This window comes from Stenotrophomonas sp. YJH_SMC_119 (assembly GCF_059368315.1).
The window spans coordinates 25,128-46,205 of sequence record NZ_JCAFRP010000008.1 but is presented as its reverse complement, the minus strand read 5'-3'; the positions used below and the strand labels follow the sequence as shown (position 1 = coordinate 46,205).

20 protein-coding genes are annotated in these 21,078 nt (G+C 68.2%); 9 read left to right on the top strand and 11 right to left on the bottom strand.

Annotated features, from left to right (window positions below; genetic code table 11):
• The first annotated feature begins 278 nt into the window (after positions 1-278).
• A complete protein-coding gene (gene pacR, locus AC5P6S_RS13505; protein WP_005408168.1) occupies positions 279-2,600 on the top strand; it encodes a PacR family protein in 2,322 nt (773 codons plus the stop codon).
• 51 nt (positions 2,601-2,651) lie between these two features.
• Positions 2,652-3,731: an NAD(P) transhydrogenase subunit alpha gene (locus tag AC5P6S_RS13500; protein ID WP_005408169.1), complete on the top strand. Its 1,080-nt coding sequence runs from the start codon at positions 2,652-2,654 to the stop codon at positions 3,729-3,731.
• A 121-nt stretch (positions 3,732-3,852) separates the two neighbouring features.
• Here the strand turns inward: AC5P6S_RS13500 and AC5P6S_RS13495 are convergent, their stop codons facing one another.
• From AC5P6S_RS13495 to AC5P6S_RS13485, 3 genes are read right to left on the bottom strand one after another with little or no spacing between them, the layout of a single operon-like run.
• On the bottom strand, positions 3,853-4,314 hold the full coding sequence (locus AC5P6S_RS13495) for a DUF3106 domain-containing protein (protein WP_005408170.1): 462 nt from the start codon (positions 4,312-4,314) through the stop codon (positions 3,853-3,855).
• A gap of 3 nt (positions 4,315-4,317) precedes the next feature.
• Positions 4,318-4,644 carry a hypothetical protein gene (locus AC5P6S_RS13490; RefSeq protein ID WP_005408171.1) on the bottom strand — a complete coding sequence of 109 codons (327 nt, stop codon included), beginning with the start codon at positions 4,642-4,644 and terminating at the stop codon, positions 4,318-4,320.
• Positions 4,641-5,225 carry an RNA polymerase sigma factor gene (locus AC5P6S_RS13485; RefSeq protein WP_005408172.1) on the bottom strand — a complete coding sequence of 195 codons (585 nt, stop codon included), beginning with the start codon at positions 5,223-5,225 and terminating at the stop codon, positions 4,641-4,643. Before AC5P6S_RS13485 ends, AC5P6S_RS13490 begins: the two co-directional genes overlap by 4 nt.
• 98 nt (positions 5,226-5,323) lie before the next feature.
• Between AC5P6S_RS13485 and AC5P6S_RS13480 the strand changes: the two genes are divergently transcribed.
• Complete coding sequence (locus tag AC5P6S_RS13480) at positions 5,324-5,644, top strand: NAD(P) transhydrogenase subunit alpha part 2 (protein WP_005408173.1); 321 nt, start codon at positions 5,324-5,326, stop codon at positions 5,642-5,644.
• Positions 5,641-7,101: an NAD(P)(+) transhydrogenase (Re/Si-specific) subunit beta gene (locus AC5P6S_RS13475; protein WP_005408174.1), complete on the top strand. Its 1,461-nt coding sequence runs from the start codon at positions 5,641-5,643 to the stop codon at positions 7,099-7,101. Before AC5P6S_RS13480 ends, AC5P6S_RS13475 begins: the two co-directional genes overlap by 4 nt.
• Before the next feature lie 290 nt (positions 7,102-7,391).
• Here AC5P6S_RS13475 and AC5P6S_RS13470 read toward each other — a convergent pair whose 3' ends face one another.
• Positions 7,392-7,811: a hypothetical protein gene (locus AC5P6S_RS13470; protein WP_005408175.1), complete on the bottom strand. Its 420-nt coding sequence runs from the start codon at positions 7,809-7,811 to the stop codon at positions 7,392-7,394.
• Between the two features lie 122 nt (positions 7,812-7,933).
• Between AC5P6S_RS13470 and sufT the strand changes: the two genes are divergently transcribed.
• The 3 genes from sufT (at position 7,934) to AC5P6S_RS13455 (ending at position 11,832) form a co-directional block, all read left to right on the top strand.
• Positions 7,934-8,485 carry a putative Fe-S cluster assembly protein SufT gene (sufT, locus tag AC5P6S_RS13465; protein ID WP_012479222.1) on the top strand — a complete coding sequence of 184 codons (552 nt, stop codon included), beginning with the start codon at positions 7,934-7,936 and terminating at the stop codon, positions 8,483-8,485.
• Between the two features lie 59 nt (positions 8,486-8,544).
• On the top strand, positions 8,545-9,639 hold the full coding sequence (locus AC5P6S_RS13460; RefSeq protein WP_012479223.1) for a branched-chain amino acid aminotransferase: 1,095 nt from the start codon (positions 8,545-8,547) through the stop codon (positions 9,637-9,639).
• Positions 9,640-10,089: 450 nt separating this feature from the next.
• Positions 10,090-11,832 carry a S8 family peptidase gene (locus AC5P6S_RS13455; RefSeq protein ID WP_005408178.1) on the top strand — a complete coding sequence of 581 codons (1,743 nt, stop codon included), beginning with the start codon at positions 10,090-10,092 and terminating at the stop codon, positions 11,830-11,832.
• 120 nt (positions 11,833-11,952) lie between these two features.
• Here AC5P6S_RS13455 and AC5P6S_RS13450 read toward each other — a convergent pair whose 3' ends face one another.
• The 3 genes from AC5P6S_RS13450 to wrbA all read right to left on the bottom strand — a co-directional run bounded on the left by AC5P6S_RS13450 (position 11,953) and on the right by wrbA (position 13,443).
• Entirely contained in the window at positions 11,953-12,438 is a 486-nt protein-coding gene (locus AC5P6S_RS13450; RefSeq protein ID WP_010481766.1) for an asparaginase domain-containing protein, read from the bottom strand.
• Positions 12,439-12,517: 79 nt separating this feature from the next.
• Entirely contained in the window at positions 12,518-12,853 is a 336-nt protein-coding gene (locus tag AC5P6S_RS13445) for a DUF2069 domain-containing protein (RefSeq protein WP_005408180.1), read from the bottom strand.
• On the bottom strand, positions 12,850-13,443 hold the full coding sequence (gene wrbA, locus AC5P6S_RS13440; RefSeq protein WP_005408181.1) for an NAD(P)H:quinone oxidoreductase: 594 nt from the start codon (positions 13,441-13,443) through the stop codon (positions 12,850-12,852). The genes AC5P6S_RS13445 and wrbA overlap by 4 nt, the downstream gene beginning before the upstream one ends.
• 77 nt (positions 13,444-13,520) lie before the next feature.
• Here wrbA and AC5P6S_RS13435 point away from each other — a divergent pair, with 77 nt between their 5' ends.
• Entirely contained in the window at positions 13,521-14,795 is a 1,275-nt protein-coding gene (locus AC5P6S_RS13435) for a YihY family inner membrane protein (protein ID WP_005408182.1), read from the top strand.
• Positions 14,792-15,361, top strand: coding sequence for a TlpA family protein disulfide reductase (locus tag AC5P6S_RS13430; RefSeq protein WP_049417647.1), 570 nt, complete (start codon positions 14,792-14,794; stop codon positions 15,359-15,361). Before AC5P6S_RS13435 ends, AC5P6S_RS13430 begins: the two co-directional genes overlap by 4 nt.
• Positions 15,362-15,969: 608 nt before the next feature.
• On the opposite strand, the gene ppk2 is transcribed toward AC5P6S_RS13430, so the two are convergent.
• From ppk2 to hemA, 4 genes are all read right to left on the bottom strand, one after another.
• Complete coding sequence (gene ppk2 / locus AC5P6S_RS13425) at positions 15,970-16,752, bottom strand: polyphosphate kinase 2 (RefSeq protein ID WP_049417781.1); 783 nt, start codon at positions 16,750-16,752, stop codon at positions 15,970-15,972.
• A gap of 204 nt (positions 16,753-16,956) precedes the next feature.
• Entirely contained in the window at positions 16,957-18,669 is a 1,713-nt protein-coding gene (locus AC5P6S_RS13420; RefSeq protein ID WP_049417783.1) for an O-linked N-acetylglucosamine transferase, SPINDLY family protein, read from the bottom strand.
• A gap of 5 nt (positions 18,670-18,674) precedes the next feature.
• Positions 18,675-19,757, bottom strand: a complete 1,083-nt coding sequence (gene prfA, locus AC5P6S_RS13415; protein ID WP_005412330.1) for a peptide chain release factor 1 — start codon at positions 19,755-19,757, stop codon at positions 18,675-18,677.
• Entirely contained in the window at positions 19,735-21,018 is a 1,284-nt protein-coding gene (gene hemA / locus AC5P6S_RS13410) for a glutamyl-tRNA reductase (RefSeq protein ID WP_012479225.1), read from the bottom strand. The genes prfA and hemA overlap by 23 nt, the downstream gene beginning before the upstream one ends.
• Positions 21,019-21,078 lie beyond the last annotated feature (60 nt).

Genomic DNA, 21,078 nt, shown 5'->3' with positions numbered 1-21,078 from the left:
CACCGTCTGTGTCGCGTCTGGCCTTTGAATACCAAATTGTGATGAACGTCATGCCACTGGCGGGAAACGGGCGGCCGCTTCCCCTCGCCTCGCAGGCCTTGCACGGCTTACGATATCTACCTTGCCGGGCCGCCGGTCATGAGGTTTGAAGTGAGGACTGTTTCACTGTCCGTGACGGGCTGGCCGGCCTACCATCGACGTACCGGTACATGGGGTGTGCCGGTCGTCGCGATGTCCACGTTGTCTGTCGTACCAGAGAAGGTGGGGAGCCTTCCCGAATGATGAGCGCGCCCACACCGATGGGATCGCCGGGCCGTGACCCGGCCCAGCTCCAGCGTGCCCGGGACATGGTCCTGCCCGCGCTGTGCCAGGCCTTTGGCGCGGCACTGGCGCGCTTCGACGATGCCCTGTTCGACCGGGCCGGCAATGCCGGTTCGTCGCAGCTGCTGTTCCTGGATGCGATGCGCGAACTGCGCCGCCGCCGCGAGGACATTGCCGGTGCCTTCTCTGGCCACCTGCAGCGGGCCTGGGATGCGCTGGCCAGTGGTGAGCCCATGTCGGCCGAATCGACGCTGTCCGGCCCAGCCGAGGATGGCCTGAGCCTGCTGGCCGAGCACGTGCTGGAGTCGCGGCTGGCGGTGCGCAATTTCGCCACGGTGCTGCTGCGTGACTTCAAGCCGGTGCTGGCGCGGCTCGACCGTCGCCTGGGCCGTCTGGTCGGCGGCGCCGAACTGGATGCCGACCATAATCCCATCAGCCCCGAACACCTGGGCGTGGCCATCCACGAAGCCTTTGCCGGCTGTGAACTGGCCCCGGAAGTACACCTGGTGCTGATCAAGCTGTGCGAGCGCGACCTGCGCGCGCCGGTGGGTCGCATCTACGAGAAGCTGGACGAGCAACTGGCCGCGGCCGGGGTGATGTCGCAGATGGGGGCGCCGCGGCGTCCGCCGTCGGCCGCGCCCGACCCGCGCATGGCCTCGGGCCTGGATGACCTGGTGGAGCAGCGCCCGGGCTCGGGCCTGGACGGCGAATTCGGTGATGACGAGCAGGCCGCGCCGGCCTGGGCGCAGCGCTTTGCCGCACGCTGGTCCGAGCGGCGTGGCCACATGCAGCAGCACCTGGGCGCCGAAGGCAGCGGCACCGGCGAGGCCCATGCGGGCCAGCAGGGCATGCTGCTGGAGGCGCTGCACGAACTGCTGCAGCAGACCCGCCACGTGCGCGAGGACGCGACGTCGGCCGCACAGGTGGCGATCGGCCAGCAGCGTCCGCTCAGCCAGCGCGAGATGATGTCGGTGCTGTCGCTGCTGCAGGCCACGCCCAGTGCGACCCTGCGCGCAGCGATCGGCGAGGACGGCGAATCACTCGCGCAGCGGTTGAAGAGCGAAGTGCTGTCCAGCGCCACCCGTCTCGGTGTCGACCCGGGCCAGACCCGGCTGGACCCGCAGGACGAGGATGCGATCGACCTGGTGGGCATGCTGTTCGACGTGATGCTGGACGAGCGCGAACTGGAAGGCCGCTCGCGCGAGTTGATCGGCCGCCTGGTGGTGCCGTTCGTCAAGGTCGCCATGCTCGACCGTCGCATGTTCGTGCAGAAGACCCATCCGGCGCGCAAGCTGCTCAACTCGCTGGCCGAGGCCTGCGAAGGCAACACTGGCGAAAGCCAGGCCGAGCGCATGCTGATGGCCAAGGTCGAGGAGATCATCGAGCGCCTGGTCGCCGAGTTCAACGAGAACCTGGCGATCTTCCTGACCCTGGAAGAAGAATTCCGCGAGTTCCTCGTGCAGCATCGCCGCCGCGTGGAAATCGCCGAGCGTCGCGCCGCCGAAACGCAGCGTGGCCAGGAAAAGCTGGAAATGGCCCGTACCCGTGCCGGTGCCGAGCTGGACCGCCGCATTGGTGATGCCACCCTGCCGCCGGCCATCGCTGAATTCCTGCGCCAGCCGTGGCAGCACCACCTGACCCTGGCGCTGCTGCGTGAGGGCGAGGAGGGCGCATCGGTGGCCGAGGCCCTGAGCCTGGGCGACGGGCTGCTGGAGGAAGTGGCCGAGGCCCGCCGCCAGATCGTCGGCAAGCCGTGGCTGCAGGCCTGGCAGCCGGCGCTGGCCAAGGTGTTCGCCAGCGTGGGCGTGCATGGCGACGCCGCCACCGGCGCCATCGATGCCCTGCATGACACCCTGCAGGGCATTGCCGAATCGCGGCCGGAACTGCAACGCGCGCTGCCGGAACTGCCGCAGGTGGCACTACCGACCCCGCCGGTGGCCGAATCGCCGGCGGTCGAGCTGGGCGGGCAGATCGATGCCGATGATTTCGACAATGCCGACGCCGATCGCTTCCGCCGGATGGAGATCGGCAACTGGCTGGACTTCGTCGACAAGGACGGCAAGGTGCAGGCCGGCAAGCTGTCCTGGGTCAGCCCGATTTCCTCGCGCCTGCTGTTCGTCAACCGTCGCGGCGTGCGCTTCTGCGTGGCCTCGCCGGAGGAACTGGCGGTGATGGTGCGGCTGGGACGTCTGCGCGCCCATGTGGATGACGGTGCGTTCGACAGCGCCATGCAGGGCGTGATCGATCGGCTGGACCCGGGCAGCGCCACGCTGCACTGAGTGGAGCCGCCTGCTAGGATCGGGAAAACTCACCGATCAGCGGGGACCTGCATGGCCGTGGCGTTGCTGGGGATCAAGGAGACCGCGCCGGGCGAACGGCGCGTGGCGCTGACGCCGGAAACCGCGCGCAAGCTCGGCGCCCTCGGCATTACCGTCTGGTACGAGGCCGGCGCCGGTCTCGCGGCAGGTTTCACCGATGCAGCCTACGACGATGCCGGTGCCCGCGCATTCGACGCCGGCCGCTGGGCCGAAATCGACATCCTGTTGTGCGTGCAGGCGCCGCCAGCGGCGGTGCTTGAACAGCTGAAGCCGGGTGCCACCGTGGTTGGCCTGTTGACCCCGGCCAGTGATCCGGGCCTGGCGGCACTGGCTGCCGATGACCGCCTGCACCTGTTCCCGCTGCAGCAGCTGCCGCGCACCACCCGTGCGCAGGCCATGGACGTGCTCAGTTCGCAGGCCGGCATGGCCGGTTACAAGGCCGCGCTGATCGCCGCCGAACGCGCACCACGTTTCTTCCCGATGTTGACCACCGCTGCCGGCACCGTGCGTCCGGCCAAGGTGCTGGTGATCGGTGCCGGCGTGGCGGGGCTGCAGGCCATTGCCACTGCCCGGCGTCTCGGTGCACAGGTGGAAGGTTTCGACGTGCGTCCGGAAACCCGCGAGCAGATCCAGTCGCTGGGCGCGCGCTTCCTCGACCTGGGGGTGAGCGCGGCGGGCGAAGGCGGGTACGCGCGCGCGTTGACCGATGAAGAGCGTGCCGAGCAGCAGCGCCGCCTGGCCGACCACCTGCGCAGCGTGGATGTGGTGATCTGCACCGCAGCGGTACCGGGGCGACCGGCGCCGACGATCGTGACTGCCGCGATGGTGGAGGGCATGGCCAACGGCAGCGTGATCGTGGACCTGGCCGCCGAGAGCGGCGGCAACTGCGCACTGACCCAACCGGGGCAGTGCATCGAGCATCAGGGCGTGACCATCGATGGCCCGCTGGGCTTGGCCAGCCGGGGCGCGACCCAGGCCAGCGAGATGTATGCGCGCAACCTGCTCAACTTCGTCGCGCTGTTCGTGCGCGAGGGGCAGCTGGCGTTCGACTGGGACGACGAGCTGCTGGCGAAGACACGCTGGCAGGCATGAACGACATGGGGTCAGATCCCTTTGCCTCTGGCAAAGGGCTCTGACCCTGGTTCCCGGAATCTGCCAGGGGTCGGATCCCTTTGCCTCAGCAAAGGGCTCTGACCCCGTTCCCCGCGGCGTTTCAGCGCGGCTTCGCCGGCGGTGGGTTGTCGCGCACCCAGTCCTTGCGTTGTTCCGGCGTCATCTGCGACCAGCGCTCGCGCAGTGCGTCGCGCTGCGCGGGCGGCAGTTCCCGCATCTGGCCGAACAGGGCCCGGGCCTGCTCACGCTGTTCCGGGCTCATGTGCTCGAAGCGGCGCAGGCCACGGCGGGCCTTGTCGCGCTCCTCCGGGCTCATCGTCTGCCAGCGCTGGCCATGCGAGAGCATGCGCTGGCGCTGGCCGGCATCGGCGCTGTTCCAGCGGTCGCGCAGTGGCGCCAGCAGCGATTCCCGCTGCGCTTCGCTCAACTGTTCCCAGGCCGGCAGCGGCGTGGCCGGCGCAGGGCGTGCCGCAGGGGCGGGCGCGGCGCTCTGCGCCAGCGCCGGGAGGGCCGGCAGCAGCAACAGGGTCATCAGCAGGGGCAGGGTGTGCAGTCGGGGCATGATTCACTCCATCGCCAGGTCGGTATCGCCCAGCCACAGGTACAGATCGGGATTTTCGTCGTAGAGCGCGCTGTTGTCTTCCACCGAGGCCAGCACAGGTGCCGGCGCGGGGCCCGTCAGCGTGCCATGGCCAGTGAACTGCAGGCCGAGACCCAGCGCCACCACCAGTGAACAGGCGCTGGCCAGCCACCAGCGCAGGCGCCCGTGCCGGGTCGCGCTGGCGCCGTGTCGGGCCTGGCGCAGGCGTGCCAGCGTAGCCGGCGACAGCGCGTGCAGCGACTGCGCGTGCAGGCTGCGCAGGGTGTCATCGGAAGGCAGGGAGCGGTTCACGGGTGGATCTCCAGGTAGTCCTGCAGCGCCTGCCGGGCGCGTGCCAGATGGGTTTTTACCGCGCCTTCGCTGCAGCCCATGGCGCGGGCGGTGGTGGCCCCGTCCAGGTCCTGCAGCACGCGCAGGGTGAAGGCCTCGCGCTGGCGGGCGGGCAGGCGGCGCAACGCGTCCACCAGCTGCTGGTACTGCTGGCGCTGTTCATGCGCCTGTGCCGGGTCCGGGCCGGGATCGGCCCAGTCGATCTCGCCGCCTTCCGCGTCCTGGTTGTCGCGCCAGAACGGCAGGCGGAAGCGGCGCCGGCGCTGCACGTCGATCACGCGCCGGCGCAGGATGCTCCAGAACAGCGGCGCCCATTCGGCTGCCGGCTTGTCGGCGTAGTCCAGCATGCGCAGCAGCGCGTCCTGCACCGCGTCCATGGCGTCTTCGCGCTGGCGCAGGCCGGCCTCGGCGAAGCGGAACGCACGCGGGCCAACACTGGCCAGGAACGCTTCCAGCGATGCCGGCAGGGCATCGGTCTCGGCGCTCGGGGGGACGGGGCTGCTCACCAGCACAGGGTACGGTTCCTCGCTCGGGGTCACCATCGACAACGCGTGAGCGCCACTTCGGTTGACGCCGGGTGCACGCCGGGTTCAGCCCATGGTTATGATGGGCCGACGAAGACAGAGCGGGAGCGTTGCCAGTGAGTGACGGGTTCGTAGCGCTGTACATCTTCATGCTGGCCGCCATCGCCGGCCACGTGATCATTTCGCGGGTGCCGGTGATCCTGCATACCCCGCTGATGTCGGGCTCCAATTTCATCCACGGCATCGTGCTGATCGGCGCGATGGTGGTGCTGGGGCACGCGCAGACACCGTTGGAGAAGGCTCTGGGCTTCCTCGCCGTGGTGCTGGGTGCCGGCAATGCCGCCGGTGGCTACGTGGTCACCGCGCGCATGCTGGAAATGTTCAAGCCGAGCGCGCCCAAGGGCGGCAAGGACGAGCCGAAGGAGCCGCAGGCTTGAACATCAGCACCGTCGAACTGCTCGACTGGCTGGTCAAGGCCAGCTACCTCGTCGCCGCCACGCTGTTCCTGCTGGGCCTGCAGCGCATGGCCTCGCCACTGACCGCGCGCAGCGGCATCCGCTGGGCCGGGCTGGGCATGCTGCTGGCCACGGCGGCCACTTTCTTGCTTCCCGAACTGCACAACGTGCCGCTGATCCTGGTGGCGCTGCTGCTCGGCGCGGGCCTGGCCTGGTGGTCGGCCGGCAAGGTTGCCATCACCGACATGCCGCAGATGGTGGCGCTGTACAACGGCATGGGCGGTGGATCGGCGGCGGCGATCGGCGCGGTGGAGCTGCTGCGCTACGCCTTCCTTGCCAACCGCGATACCAGCCACTGGAGCGCGCAGGCGCTGGCCGACCTGGCCGCGCGCCAGCCGTCGGGCACGGTGCTGCTGCTGGCGGTGGTCGGCGCAGCGATCGGCGCGGTGTCGCTGTCCGGCTCGGTGATCGCCTGGGCCAAGCTGGATGGACGCCTGGACAAGCGCGTGACCTGGCCGGGCCAGCAGGTGATGAACCTGCTGGTGGCGCTGGCGGTGGTGGTACTGGCGATCATCGCCGCCAGCACGCTCAGCACCTGGGCGATCGTCGCCTTCTTCGTACTTGCGCTGGCGCTGGGCGTGCTGATGACGCTGCCGATCGGTGGCGCCGACATGCCGGTGGTGATCTCGCTGTACAACGCGTTCACCGGCCTGGCGGTGTCGTTCGAAGGTTACGTGCTGGGCAACGAAGCATTGATCATCGCCGGCATGATGGTCGGCGCGGCGGGCATCCTGCTGACCCGGCTGATGGCCAAGGCGATGAACCGGCCGATCCGCAACGTGCTGTTCTCCAACTTCGGCGGTGGTGCTGGTGGCGAAGCGCAGGCGATCAGCGGCTCGCAGAAGCCGATCGAAGCGGCTGACGTCGCCGCGATGATGGCCTTCGCCGAGCGCGTGGTGATCGTGCCCGGCTACGGCATGGCCGTGGCGCAGGCGCAGCACAAGATCTGGGAACTGGCGCAGCGGCTGGGCCAGCGCGGGGTCAAGGTGAAGTTCGCGATCCACCCGGTGGCCGGGCGCATGCCGGGGCACATGAACGTGCTGCTGGCCGAAGCGGGCGTGCCCTACGACCTGATCGCGGACATGGACGACATCAACCCGGAGTTCGCCAACACCGACGTGGTGCTGGTGATCGGCGCCAACGACGTGGTCAATCCGGTCGCACGAACCGATCCGGCCAGCCCGATCTACGGCATGCCGGTGCTGGACGTGGTCAATGCGCGCAACGTGGTGGTGATCAAGCGCGGCAAGGGCACGGGCTTCGCGGGCATCGAGAATGCGCTGTTCTACGCCGACAACACCCGCATGCTGTATGGCGACGGTGCCGAAGCGGCAGCCTCGCTGGTCAGCGAGTTGAAGGCGCTCGACGGCGGGCATTGAGGACCGGGGTCGGATCCCTTTCCGCAGGAATGGGCTTTGACCCCTTTGCCGGCCAGCGGCCGGCACTACCGCATCCGCGTGTGGCCGCTGCATCGGGTAGGTGCGGGCCCTGGTCCGCACGCGTTTGCCGGCCAGCGGCCGGCACTACCGCATCCACGTGTGGCGGCTACATCGGGTGGGTGCGGGCCCTGGTCCGCACGCGTTTGCCGGCCAGCGGCCGGCACTACCATCCCATCCACGCATGCGTGGATCTACCTGCATGTCCCCGGCGGGCGTGGCAACCGGCGCGCTCAGCGCGCCAGCCAGGCGCCTACGGCCACGGCCACGGCCAGCCACAGCCACTCCACCGCGCCATTGGCCAGGGTGACCAGGGTCCAGGCCAGGTGCGGGCCCATCCGCATCGTGGCGTCCCACAGGTCCAGCCCGATCGAGCCGCCCATCCAGGCGCTGGCGATGGTCCAGTTGGCCACGGCGGCCACCAGCAGGGTGCCCACCACGACCAGCACGATGCGCAGCCGGCCCGGGCCGAGCGTACCCATGCGCAGCATGAACACCAGTTCCAGGGCGGTCAGTACCGCCATCCAGCCGACCTGCCGGCCGGTCATCAGCGCCAGCACCATCCAGGCAAGGGGAGCAACAACCAGGCCCAGCAACAGCATGATGGGCCAGAGCCAGGTCACGGTCCTGGCACGCGCGGCATTGGAGGACATCGAAGCTCCCTGAAGATCACCCACAGGATACTGTGGTTTGCGGCGGTGCACCGGCGGTGCCGGAGCGGCTGGGCTAGAATGCCGTCTTGCGTGGCCCCGGCCACGGCCCCATATCGGTCCCCATGTATTCCCGTAGCAGCGAACCTGTCCACTTCGAGCGCGATTGCGAGGCCGTGATGGTCCCGCAGGGCGATACCGTGACCCTGCCCGCCGGCAGCTATGGGTACATCACCCAGGCGCTGGGCGGCAGTTATTCGGTGTTCGTCGAGGGCAACCTGTTCCGCATTGCCGGCAAGGACGGCGACGCCATCGGCAAGGAGGCACCGGCACCGCTGGAACTGCCGGCCGACGCCACTGATGAACAGGTGGAACAGCTGGTGTGGCAGCAGCTGCGCACCTGTTTCGACCCGGAAATTCCGGTGAACATCGTCGAACTGGGCCTGGTCTACGAGGTCGAGATCAAGCACCTGGACGAAGGCCAGCGCGAGATCGACGTGAAGATGACCCTGACCGCACCGGGTTGTGGGATGGGCGACATCCTGGTCGACGACGTGCGCAGCAAGCTTGAAATGATCCCGACGGTGGCCGAGGCCGACGTCGACCTGGTGTTCGACCCGCCGTGGAACCAGCACATGATGTCCGAGGCGGCCCGGCTCGAGACCGGCATGCTTTGACCCAGGGCCCGCAGTGAAGCGGGCCCGGCACTACCCGCAACCAGAACAGGAATCCTCCGGTGTCCCAGTCCATCCCCAGCTTCGCCGTTACCCGTTCGGACCACCCGCGCAGCGCTGAAGAGCGCGCCAAGATCCTGGAGAAGCCGGGCTTCGGCCTGCACTTCACCGATCACATGGTGGAAGTGCGCTGGGACAAGGATGCCGGCTGGCACAACGCCAACGTGCGTGCCTACGGCCCGTTGCAGCTGGATCCGGCTGCGGCCGTGCTGCACTACGGCCAGGAAATCTTCGAAGGCATCAAGGCCTACCGCCATGCCGATGGCTCGATCTGGACTTTCCGTCCGGATGCCAACGGCCGTCGCCTGCAGCGTTCGGCGCAGCGCCTGGCGCTGCCGGAACTGCCGGTGGAGATCTTCGTCGAATCGCTGAAGCAGCTGATCGCGGTCGACAGTGACTGGGTGCCGTCGGCCGATGAGTCCAGCCTGTACTTCCGCCCGTTCATGATCGGCGACGAAGCCTTCCTCGGCGTGCGCGGCGCGCACAAGGCCGGCTACTACGTCATCGCCAGCCCGGCCGGCCCGTACTTCGCCAAGGGCGTGGCCCCGGTGTCGATCTGGCTGTCCACCGAATTCGCGCGTGCGGCCAAGGGCGGCACCGGTGCCGCCAAGTGCGGTGGCAACTACGCGGCGTCGCTGCTGCCGCAGCAGAAGGCGCAGGCACAGGGCTGCTCGCAGGTGCTGTTCCTCGACCCGGTCGAAGGCAAGTACCTGGAAGAACTGGGTGGCATGAACGTGTTCCTGGTCTACAAGGACGGCACTCTGGTGACCCCGGAACTGTCGGGCAGCATCCTCGAGGGCATCACCCGCGAGAGCATCCTGCAGCTGGCCCGCGACCGCGGCATGAAGGTCGAAGAGCGCAAGGTCAGCATCGACGAGTGGAAGGACGGCGTGGCCTCCGGCGCGATCAGCGAAGTGTTCGCCTGCGGCACCGCCGCGGTGGTCACCCCGATCGGCCAGCTGAAGGGCGAGGGCTTCTCGGTGGGCGACATCAACGCGCCGGCCGGCGAAGTGACCATGTCGCTGCGCAAGGAGCTGACCGACATCCAGTATGGCCGCCTGCCGGACCGCCACAACTGGCTGGTCAAGCTGGGCTGATCGCCCACGCTGAACTGTAGCGTCGAGCCACGCTCGACTGCTCTTCCGGAAAGCCCGTCCCCGTGACGGGCTTTCTGCGTTATGGGCCTGCGGTCAGATCCCTTTTCCATGGGAAAAGGGATCTGACCCCGAATCAGCGAACGCCGATGTCGGCATAGTCATTCCAGGACACGTGACGGCCCAGTCAGGTCTGTGCAGGACACGAGAAGGTTCCTTCACCTTCACAAACCCTCGACCCGAAAAGTCTCAGAACGAACATTTCATCTTGCTGAAAAGACGCTGAAAATCTTGTGGTGTCCGGTTTCGGCCATTAGCGTCATGTGCACGGCGGATCGTTAGGGGGATCCGCTGACTCACCGGACTTCGAACCTCGCCAATGCAAGCCAGCCCAGGGTTCGGGCCGGTGCTTCTGCCGATTCCGGCATTCACACCACAAGAAAGGGAAATACGATGTCCCAGGTAACGCAACCGCGTGTGCGTCGAGTGTGGGTGGTCCTTGGTGCGTCCGTTCTGTCATCGCTGCTGCTGGCCACGCCTGCGCTGGCCGGTGATGTCCAGCTCAGCGGCCTGCAGTCCGCGCCGACGCACCAGCGCTTCATCGTCAAGTACCGCGACGGCAGCGCCGCCGTGGCCAACACTACTGCGCTGGCTTCGTCGCTGAAGACGGCCGCCGCCGGCCTGGCCAGCAGCCAGGGCCGCGCGCTGGGCCTGCAGCAGGTCCGCAAGCTGGCCGTCGGCCCGACCCTGGTCAAGACCGACCGTCCGCTCGACCAGGCCGAATCCGAACTGCTGATGCGCAAGCTGGCCGCCGACCCGAACGTGGAATACGTCGAAGTCGACCAGATCATGCGCGCGACGCTGACCCCGAACGACACCCGCTTCAGCGAGCAATGGGGCTTCGGCACCTCAAATGCCGGCATCAACATCCGGCCGGCCTGGGACAAGGCCACCGGCACCGGCGTGGTGGTGGCCGTGATCGATACCGGCATCACCAACCATGCCGATCTCAACGCCAACATCCTGCCGGGCTATGACTTCATCAGCGACGCCGCGATGGCGCGTGATGGCGGCGGCCGCGACAACAATCCGAACGACGAAGGCGACTGGTACGGCGCCAACGAGTGTGGCTCGGGCATCCCGGCCTCCAACTCCAGCTGGCACGGCACCCACGTTGCCGGCACCGTGGCGGCGGTGACCAACAACAGTACCGGCGTGGCAGGTACCGCGTTCAATGCCAAGGTCGTGCCGGTGCGCGTGCTCGGCAAGTGCGGCGGCTACACCTCCGACATCGCCGATGCGATCGTGTGGGCGTCCGGTGGCACCGTCAGCGGCGTACCGGCCAACGCCAATCCGGCCGAAGTCATCAACCTCTCGCTGGGCGGCGGTGGCAGCTGCTCGACCACCTACCAGAACGCGATCAACGGCGCGGTCGGCCGTGGCACCACCGTGGTGGTCGCCGCCGGCAACAGCAACACCAACGTGTCCTCGTCGGTGCCGGCCAACTGCCCGAACGTGATCGCGGTGGCGGCGACCACCTCAGCCGGTGCACGTGCCAGCTTCTCCAACTACGGTACCGGCATCGACATCTCGGCACCGGGCCAGAGCATCCTGTCCACCCTCAACACCGGCACCACCACGCCGGGCAGCGCGACCTACGCGTCGTACAACGGCACCTCGATGGCGGCGCCGCACGTGGCCGGCGTGGTCGCGCTGATGCAGTCGGTCGCTCCGAGCCCGCTGAGCCCGGCGCAGGTCGAGAGCATCATCAAGAGCACGGCACGTCCGCTGCCGGGCGCCTGCTCGGGTGGTTGCGGCGCCGGCATCATCGACGCCAATGCCGCCGTGGCCGCAGCGATCAATGGTGGCGGCAACCCGAACCCGGGTGGCAACGTGCTGCAGAACAACGTACCGGTGACCGGCCTGGGCGCTGCGACCGGTGCCGAGCTGAACTACACCGTCGCGGTTCCGGCCGGCAGCACCCAGCTGCGCGTCGCGATCAGTGGCGGCAGCGGTGATGCCGACCTGTATGTGCGCCAAGGCAGTGCCCCGACCGATACCACCTACACCTGCCGTCCGTACCTGAGCGGCAACAGCGAGACCTGCACCATCAACAGTCCTGCCGCCGGCACCTGGTATGTGCGGGTGAAGGCCTACAGCACCTTCTCGGGCCTGACCCTCAACGCCCAGTACTGAGCCCAAGCCCCTCTCCATGGGCACGCCCCGGCTCAGGCCGGGGCGTTCTTCTTTGGGTAGGTACCGGCCTTGCAAGGGCAGCGCTTTGGTGCGTGCCGACCTTGGTCGGCATGCTGTTCCTCAGACCGACTCGAAGCGGTTCGCGGCCACGTTCTTGCGCACGTGCTGCGGATCGAAGATACGACCGTTCATGGCGATGTATACGCCGCTCGGCAGCGACTGCACCGCACCGATCGCGCAGCCGATGTTGAACTCCGCATCCGACCCACGGAACCGCGCCGGGCTGAGCGCGCCGGTCATCACGATGGTCTTGTCCGGGATCGTCGCCAGCACCTTGCCGGTCTGCACCATCGAGTCGGTGCCGTGGGTCACCAGCACGTGGCGGGTCGGCTGCGCGGCGATGGTGGCGCGGATCAGTTCGCGGTCTTCGTCGTTGATGTGCAGCGAATCCTTGCGCAGGATCGGAATCACGTTGAAGCGGAACGTCACGCCCAGCTCGCGCAGGATCATGCCGATCTGGGGGTCGCCGATCTGGTAGTCCGACTTGTCGTCGAAGTAGATCTTGTCGATCGTGCCACCGGTGGTGACGACCAGGAGCTCTTCCATCATGTGCATGCGCGAAACCAGGACAGGTACAGCGGCGCGGGGCCAGGAACACAGATGATACGGCCCGGCGGGCGCAGCGTCAGCGTCGCTTGCCGAAGCGGGCGCGCAGCCCCGGCAGGCTGGCGCTGAAGATCACCAGCAGGGCCAGGGCGATTTCGATCAGCGCCAGCCAGCGTGTTTCCGGGTGGCTCCAGGCGCTCATCACGCCGTGGCTGAACCAGCCCAGCGCCAGCACCGAGGCCCAGAACCCGGCCTTGCGCCAGCCCAGCCGCAGCGCAAAGGCCAGCGCCAGCGGCGGCGCGGTGAACACCAGCTGGGTGGCCAGCCAGTGCTTGTCATTGATGAACCAGCCTGCGAACAGCGCGGCCAGCCCCATCAGGGCCAGCAGCAGGACCGTGCGCGGCGGGCGGCTCATCGGGCCAACCGCTGCGCGATGTCGGCCACCCGGCGGCCCAGCGCGCGGGCCAGCACGGCCTCGTCGTCGGTCGGCTGCGGATCGTCGGCGGCACCGGCCACGTGGCTGGCGCCATAGGGCGTGCCGCCGCTGGTGGTGTGGCTCAACGCCGGTTCGGTGAACGGGATGCCGACGATCACGCAGCCGTGGTGCAGCAGCGGCACCTGCATCGACAGCAGGGTCGATTCCTGGCCGCCGTGCATCGAGGCGGTGGAGGTGAACACGCCGGCCGGCTTGCCGGACAGGGTGCCATTGACCCATTCGGCGCCCAGTCCATCCAGGAAGTGCTTGACCGGCGCGGCCATGTTGCCGAAGCGGGTGGGGCTGCCGAGCAGCAGGCCCTGGCATTCCACCAGGTCCTGCACGCTCACGTAGGGGGCGCCGTCGTCGGGTACCGGCGGCTGCGCGGTCTGGGTCACGGCGGCCACTGGCGGCACCGTGCGCAGGCGCGCGCTCATGCCCGGCACTTCGCCGATGCCCCGCGCGATCTGGCGCGCCAGCCGTGCCACCGAACCGCCCCGGCTGTAGTACAGCACCAGAATCTCGCCCATCGTGCCCGCTTCTCCTCGTCGTGTGGTCGCCAGTATGGCTATCCTGCCAGCATTCCGCATCGGGTACCCTTCCACCGATGGAACCTTTGGATACGCTCAACCTGTGGATGGAGCGCGCGCGGGATCGTGCACGGGCCATCAGTTTCGGCCGCTTCCTGTGGCATCGCTTCCTCGACGACCGCCTGTTCCAGGCAGCGGCGGCGCTGGCCTACACCACGGTGTTCGCGTTGGTACCGCTGGCGATCGTGGTGTTCGGCGTGCTCTCGGCCTTCCCCGTCTTCGACCGCTGGAGCGACCAGCTCAGCGATTACGTCTTCTCCAACTTCGTGCCCAATGCCGCGCGCGCGGCCGAGGGCTACCTGCGGCAGTTCTCGGCCAGTGCCGGCCAGCTCACCGCCGCCGGCTTCATCGCGCTGGTGGTGTCGCTGCTGATCACGCTCAACAGTGTTGAAGAAACCTTCAACCAGATCTGGCGGGTCGGCTCGACCCGGCCCAAGCTGACCCGCTTCCTGGTCTACTGGACTGTACTGACGCTGGGCGCGATGCTCGCGGCGGCTTCGCTGGCGGTGTCGGCGAGGGTGTTCGCGATGCCGCTGTTCGGCACCCAGGAGGGCCGCTGGCTGGCCGAACTGGCACTGCGGCTGGCGCCGATCCTGATCGAGTTCGTCTGCATCACGCTGATGTTCCGGGTGGTGCCGCACCACACGGTGAAGTGGCGGCATGCAGTGCCTGGCGCCATTCTGGCCGCGGTGATCCTGGAGCTGGTGAAGTGGGGCATCGGCGCCTACCTGGGCAGCTTCCAGTCCTACCAGAAGCTGTATGGCACGGTCGCCTTCGTGCCGATCCTGCTGCTGTGGATCTACCTGTGCTGGGTGGCGGTGCTGCTGGGCGCGTCGTTGTCTTCGTCGATGGCGGCCTTCCGCTACCAGCCGGTGGAACTGCGCCTGCCGCAGGGCTACGAGTTCTATGGCCTGCTGCGCCTGCTCGGCCGCTTCCACCATGCCCGAGCCAAGGGCAAGGGCCTGGCCGATGATGAAATCCTGCGGCTGGAGCCGATGCTGACCGATTCGCTGCTGCAGGACCTGGCCTGCAACCTGCAGGAGATCGGCCTGCTGCGCCGCGATGAACGTGGCGAATGGCTGCTCTCGCGCGACCTGGACCAGGTGAGCCTGGCCGATCTTTACGAATGTACCCAGTTGCGCATTCCGGTAGCCGAGCAGCATCTGCCGTATCGCGACGACAGCCTGGGCCGTGCCGCATTGGCGGCGCTGGATGATCTGCGACTGCCCCTGCGTGAACGCCTGAAGCGCAAGGTCAGCGATATCTATACCGACTCTGGAGACATGCCATGACCCGCAAGACCCCGTTGCTGCTCCCGCTGGCCCTGCTGCTGGCACTGTCGGCCTGCAAGCCGGCCCAGGAGCCGACGCCGGCCAGCAGCCAACCGCCGGCGCAGGCACCGACGCCGACCGCACCGGCACCGGTCGAGGAAACCCCGGCCGAGCGCACCACCGCCGAGTTCCCGACGCTGAAGATGAAGGCGGTGGATGGCAGCGACTACGACCTGGCCGCGCACCGCGGCAAGTGGGTGGTGGTGAACTTCTGGGCGACCTGGTGTGCCCCGTGCCGCAAGGAGATGCCGGAGTTGTCGGCGCTGCATGCGATGCGCAGCAACATCGAAGTGGTCGGCCTGGCCTACGAGGACATCGAAGTGCCGGAAATGCAGTCGTTCCTGACCAAGCATCCGGTGACCTATCCGATCGTGATCGTGGACCCGTTCGATCCGCCGGCCGATTTCGCCACGCCGCGCGGCCTGCCGCTGACGCACCTGCTGGATCCACAGGGCAAGCTGGCGTACACCTTCCTCGGCCCGGTGACGGCCGCCGACATCGAAAAGCAGATCGCTGCTGCCAAGTAATGGGGTTGGGCGGCAGGGCCTGCGGCCCTGCACCCGCGGTAGTGCCGGCCGCTGGCCGGCAACCCCAGCAAAAGCAACAGCAACAGCGGGCTATCCGTGGGATGGCGGGGCGGTGTCGGAGTGCGGGGACGCTGCAAGTACGTCCCTGTAAGCTTGGCAGCCGCATCCATGCGGCTGACACCCCGCACTCCGACACCGCCCCACCTCTGACAGATTCCTCATGTCTGGTAGATCCACGCCATGCGTGGATGATTCTCCAGACAAATCGAATATTTCGAATTGAATTCGAAGAGCATCCACGCATGGTGTGGATCAACGACAGATCGCGGAGAACTGTCGAAGGCGGGGTGGGTCCGGGTGCGGGGGCGTGAGCCGCATGGGCGCGAGGCACGCCTCGGGCGGGTTGGGCAGGACGCCCAACCCCGGTCTTGCCGTGTGCGCAGGACAGCGCACACGAGCAAGCCGCGACCGAGCTTACATGGACGTACTTGCAGCGCCCCCCCCACCCGGACCCGCCCCGCCATCCCTCAGGAAGCCCGCCGTTGCTGTTGCTGTTGCCGTTGCTCTGGCTTCGGCAGGTGCAGGGCCGCAGGCCCTGCCGACCTACCCTAATCCTCGACCGGGAAGTCCTCGATCGGCTTCAGCACATCGTAGTGCTCGCGATGCAGCTTGCCCTTCAGCTTCGGCAGCTCCGGCAACGGTGCATCCACGCGCGTGTCCGGCAACCGGTCCAGCAGGTTGCGCACCAGCGTCAGCCGGCCCAGCCGCTGGTCGTTGAAATCCACCAACGTCCACGGTGCCGCCTCCCGATGCGTCGCGCGCAGCATCGCCTCGCGCGCCTCGGTGTAGGCGCTGTACTTGCTGCGCGATTTCAGGTCCACCGGAGAGAGCTTCCAGCCCTTCAGCGGATCGAGATGGCGCTCGGCGAAGCGCTTCTCCTGCTGCTCCTGGTCCACGCACAGCCAGTACTTGAACAGCAGGATGCCGTCGTCCACCAGCAGCTGTTCGAACACCGGCGCCTGGCGCAGGAACTGCTGGTACTCGGTCTCGCTGCAGTAGCCCATCACCCGTTCGACGCCTGCGCGGTTGTACCAGCTGCGGTCCATCAGCACGATCTCGCCGGCGGCGGGCAAGTGCGAGGCGTAGCGCTGGAAGTACCACTGCGTGGCTTCGCGGTCGGTGGGCTTGGGCAGCGCCACCACCCGGCACTGGCGCGGGTTGAGGTGCTGGCTGATGGCCTGGATCGCGCCGCCTTTACCTGCGGTATCACGGCCTTCGAACAGCACCAGCAGGCGCTGTCTGCTGTGCTGCACCCAGCGCGCCATGGCGGTCAGTTCCAGCTGCAGCGGCAGCAGCAATTCGTCGTAGTCCTTGCGCTTGAGCTTGGCCATCGTCACACCACGCGGGGAGGAAGCCCGAGCGTAGCGCAGGGGCTGCCCAGGTGATGTCGACGCCGGGCAGAGTCGACGGTCAGTCGACTATCGCGCGCAGCGCGGGGTTTTCGGCTTCCTGCCGAGGGCAGTCGACCAGCAGTCGACTCTACCCAGTCGACGTCATCCAATCGACGTTGCCCAGTCGACATTACCCAGCCGGCATTACCCAGTCGGTTCGGTTGTTCCCAGCCAGCCGTGTTCGCGCGCCAGCTGCTGCACCAACGCCGACAGATCGCGGGCAAACCCGTCCATGTCGAACAGCCCGCTGCGCTCGCGCGCCTGTGCCAGTTCAGCGCGCAACGCCGCCAGTGCTGCAGGGTCGTTGCCCAGCGCGCTGGCGGTGGCGATGAACGCCGCATCGTCGGCGACATTCATCCGTGCCATTCCCAGATGGTGGTTGAGGCTGCCGGCCACGCGCGCGGCGAAGGTGTCGCCGGGGCAGGTCAGCACCGGGCAGCCGGCCCATAGTGCGTCGGACGCGGTGGTGTGCGCGTTGTACGGATGCGTGTCGAGGAACAGGTCGGCCAGCGGGTAACGGGCCAGGTACTGCGGATGCGGCAGCTTGGCCATGAACACCAGGCGTGCCGGGTCCAGGCCGGCAGCCTGCGCGGCAGTGCGCAGGCGGGCGTCGGCCTGGCCCGGTCCGGACAGCAGCCACAGTACGCTGCCGGGCACTGCCTGCAGCACTGCGAAGGCACGGCCCATGCTGCGCGGGTTGAGCTTGTAGCTGTTGTTGAAACAGCAGAACACCACGCCCTGCGCGGGCAGGCCGCAGTCCGCACGGGTCGGCGCAGGCTCCAGCACGCGCGTATTGTCTGACGGCTGGAAGGCTCGTGGCAGGCGCAGCACGCGTTCGCTGTAGCACGGCTCCAGTGCCGGCGGCAGGGCGAAGGCATCGCCGACCACCGCGTCCATCCACGGCGCCCCCGACGTGCCCGGATAGGCCAGCCAGTTCAACTGCAGCGGGGCAGGGCGCATCGCCAACACTTCCGGCGTGCCGCCACCGCCCCAGCCGCGCAGGTCGAACAGCAGGTCGATGCCCTGTGCGCGGATGCGTGCGGCGGTATCGGCATGTCGCAGGCCAGCCACATCATGCAGCTGCGCCGCTGCCTGCAGCCGCTGGCGGATGCGGCTGCCGTCGTCGCGGTTCAGTGCGAACAGATGCAGTTGCAGTGCGGGGTCGCGACGCAGCTGCTCGAACAGCGCCACGGTCAGCAATCCGGTCGGATGTGCGCCGAACCCATTGGAGAGGAAGCCGACGCGCAGCGGGCCGTGCGGGCGCACCGTTGCCGGCGGCAATGGCCGCACCGAGGCAGCCACGGCCAGCGCACGGGTGTGCGCGCAGGCCAACTGTTCGGCAGCGCTGGCGTCCTCGCTGAGGAAGGCGAACGGCTCGACCACGCCCTGGCCGCTGGCAACGGCGGCGCGCACCTGTGCCGCCAGCGTGTCCAGGTCCTGCCAATCGCACAGGCGGCGCTGCCAGGCCAGGCGCTGGGCGGCGATGTACGGCTCGGCCGGCATCAGCCCATGCGCGCGTCGATAGGCCGCCGACGCGCCTTCGGCATCATCGGCATCTTCCAGTGCATGGCCCAGCCACAGTGCAATGCCGGGATGCTGCGGTGCCAATGCCGAGGCCTGGCCGAGCAGCTTGGCCGCATCGCCATGTGCACCGGCCATCCACGCCACGCGGCCCAGCCGTGCCAGCGCTTCGGGGTGATTCGGGCGCAGCTGCAGCGCACGTCGCGCGGCCTGTTCGCCGGCAGCGATGTCGCCGGCTTCCAGTTCCACGTCGGCCAGCATCACCCAGGCGACGAAGTCGTCGGGCTGGCGGGCGATCGCTTGCTGCAGTTGCTGTCGCTGCTGCCAGGCCGACATCGTGCTCAGCCCGCCGACAGCTGGGCCAGGGCGTCGACCTGGTGTTCGTGGCTGAGCCGCTGCAGCAGCGGATCGAGGTCACCGGCCAGGATGTTGGGCAGGTCGTACAGGGTCAGGCCCTCCACGCGGTGGTCGGTGATGCGCCCCTGCGGGAAGTTGTAGGTGCGGATGCGCTGGCTGCGGTCACCACTGCCGACCTGCAGGCGCCTCGACTCGGCCTGGGCCGCGTCCTGGCGTTGGCGCTCGGCGTCGAGCAGCTGCGCTTTCAGGCGCTTCATCGCCTTGTCGCGGTTGGCGTGCTGGCTGCGTTCGGTCTGGCATTCCACCACCACGCCGGTCGGTACGTGGGTGATGCGGATCGCCGACTCGGTCTTGTTGACGTGCTGGCCACCGGCGCCGGAGGAGCGGAACGTATCCACCTTCAGGTCGGCCGGGTTGATGACGATGTCATCGACTTCGTCGGCCTCCGGGATGATCGCCACGGTGGCCGCCGAGGTATGGATGCGGCCCTGCGATTCGGTGGCCGGCACGCGCTGCACACGGTGCGTGCCCGATTCGAACTTCAGGCGCGAGAACGCACCACGGCCGACCACCCGTGCCACCACTTCCTTGTAGCCACCGTGCTCGCCGGGATTGTCCGATTCGATCTCGACCTTCCAGCCCTGGCGCTCGGCGTAGCGGGCGTACATGCGGAACAGGTCGCCGGCAAAGATCGCCGCTTCATCGCCGCCGGTACCCGCGCGCACTTCCAGGAACAGGTTGCCTTCGTCGCGCGGGTCGCGCGGTACCAGCAGCAGCGCCAGTTCCTGCTCCAGTTCCAGCAGGCGCGCCTGCGCGGCGGCGATTTCCTCGTCGGCCAGTTCGCGCAGGTCGGGATCGGCGCGCATGCCTTCGGCGGCGGCCAGATCAGCCTTGGCACGGGATTCATCGGCCAAGGCGATGGCGATCGGTTCAAGTTGGGCGAATTCGCGCGAAAGGTCGCGGAAACGGGTGTTGTCGGCGACCACGTCGGGTTCGGCGAGCAGGCGTTCCAGTTCTTCGCGGCGCTCGGCCAGCGCTTCCAGCTTACGGCGCAGGGTCGGCGTCATCGGGTCTCACGGGTGGGTGGCGGTAACCCGGCGTAGCCGGGAACAGGCGCTCGGCGGCGCGGGTCAGGTCGGCATCGCCGCTCAGTGCGGCAGCGCGCAGGGCAGCGGTAGGAGGATGCAGCAATCGATTGGTCAGGCCGTGCGCCAGCAGTTCCAGCACTTCGTCGGCCGGCTTGCCGTTGGCCAGCTGCTGGCGCGCGCGTTCCAGCAGTTCAGTGCGGGTGGCCTCGCCGAACGCACGCAGCTGTCGTAGCGGCGCCTGGTGGGCGCTGGCCTGCTGGGTCTCGATAAAACGCGATACCTGAAGGTCGATGATCGCCTCGGCCTCGGCGGCCGCCTCGCGGCGTCCGCGGCGGTTGTCTTCCACCGCGCGCTCCAGGTCGTCGACGGTGTAGAGGAAGGCGTCGTTGAGCGTGCCGACCTCCGCCTCGATGTCACGCGGCACGGCCAGGTCGAACAGCAGCATCGGCTTGTGCCGGCGCGCGCGCAGGGCCTTGGCCACCATCTCGCGGTGGATCACCGGTTCGCGCGCAGCGGTGGCCGAGAACACCACGTCGGCCTCGCCCAGGTGGCGGTCCAGTTCGGTCAGCGGCAGGGCTACGCCACCATGGCGGCTGGCAAGTTCCTGCGCGTGGGCGAGGGTGCGGTTGGCGATCAGCAGCCGGCGTACCTTGCCTTCGCTCAGGTGCCGTGCAGCCAGTTCGATGGTCTCGCCGGCACCGACCAGCAGCACGGTGGAATCGTCCAGCCGCGCGAACGCGTTCTGCGCCAGGCGCACCGCCGCCGACGCCACCGATACCGGGTTGGCGCCGACCTGGGTATCGGTGCGCGCACGCTTGGCCACCGAGAAGGTCTGCTGGAACAGGCGGTCCAGGCGCTGGCCGAGCAGGCCGTGGTCACGCGCGGTCGACCATGCGTCCTTCACCTGGCCGAGGATCTGCGGTTCGCCCAGCACCATCGAGTCCAGGCCGGTGGCGACCCGGAACAGGTGGCGTACGGCTTCTGCATCGGCATGCTGGTACAGGTAGCCCTGCAGGTCGCCGGCCTGGGCGTGCAGCCACTGGTCCAGTGCCTGTGCCGAATCGGCCACGGCATACAGCTCGGTGCGGTTGCAGGTGGACAGCAGCACCGCCTCGGCGATCTGCGGAGTATCGCGCAGCGAACCGAGCGCGCGCGGCAACGCCTCACCGGCGAAGGCCGCGCGCTCGCGCAGCTCCACCGGTGCGGTCTGGTGATTCAGTCCGAGCACCCACAGGGTCATTGTTCAGTTGCTTGCGATAAGCTGCTGGCCATTGGACGACATTTTAAGGCCCCGATGCCG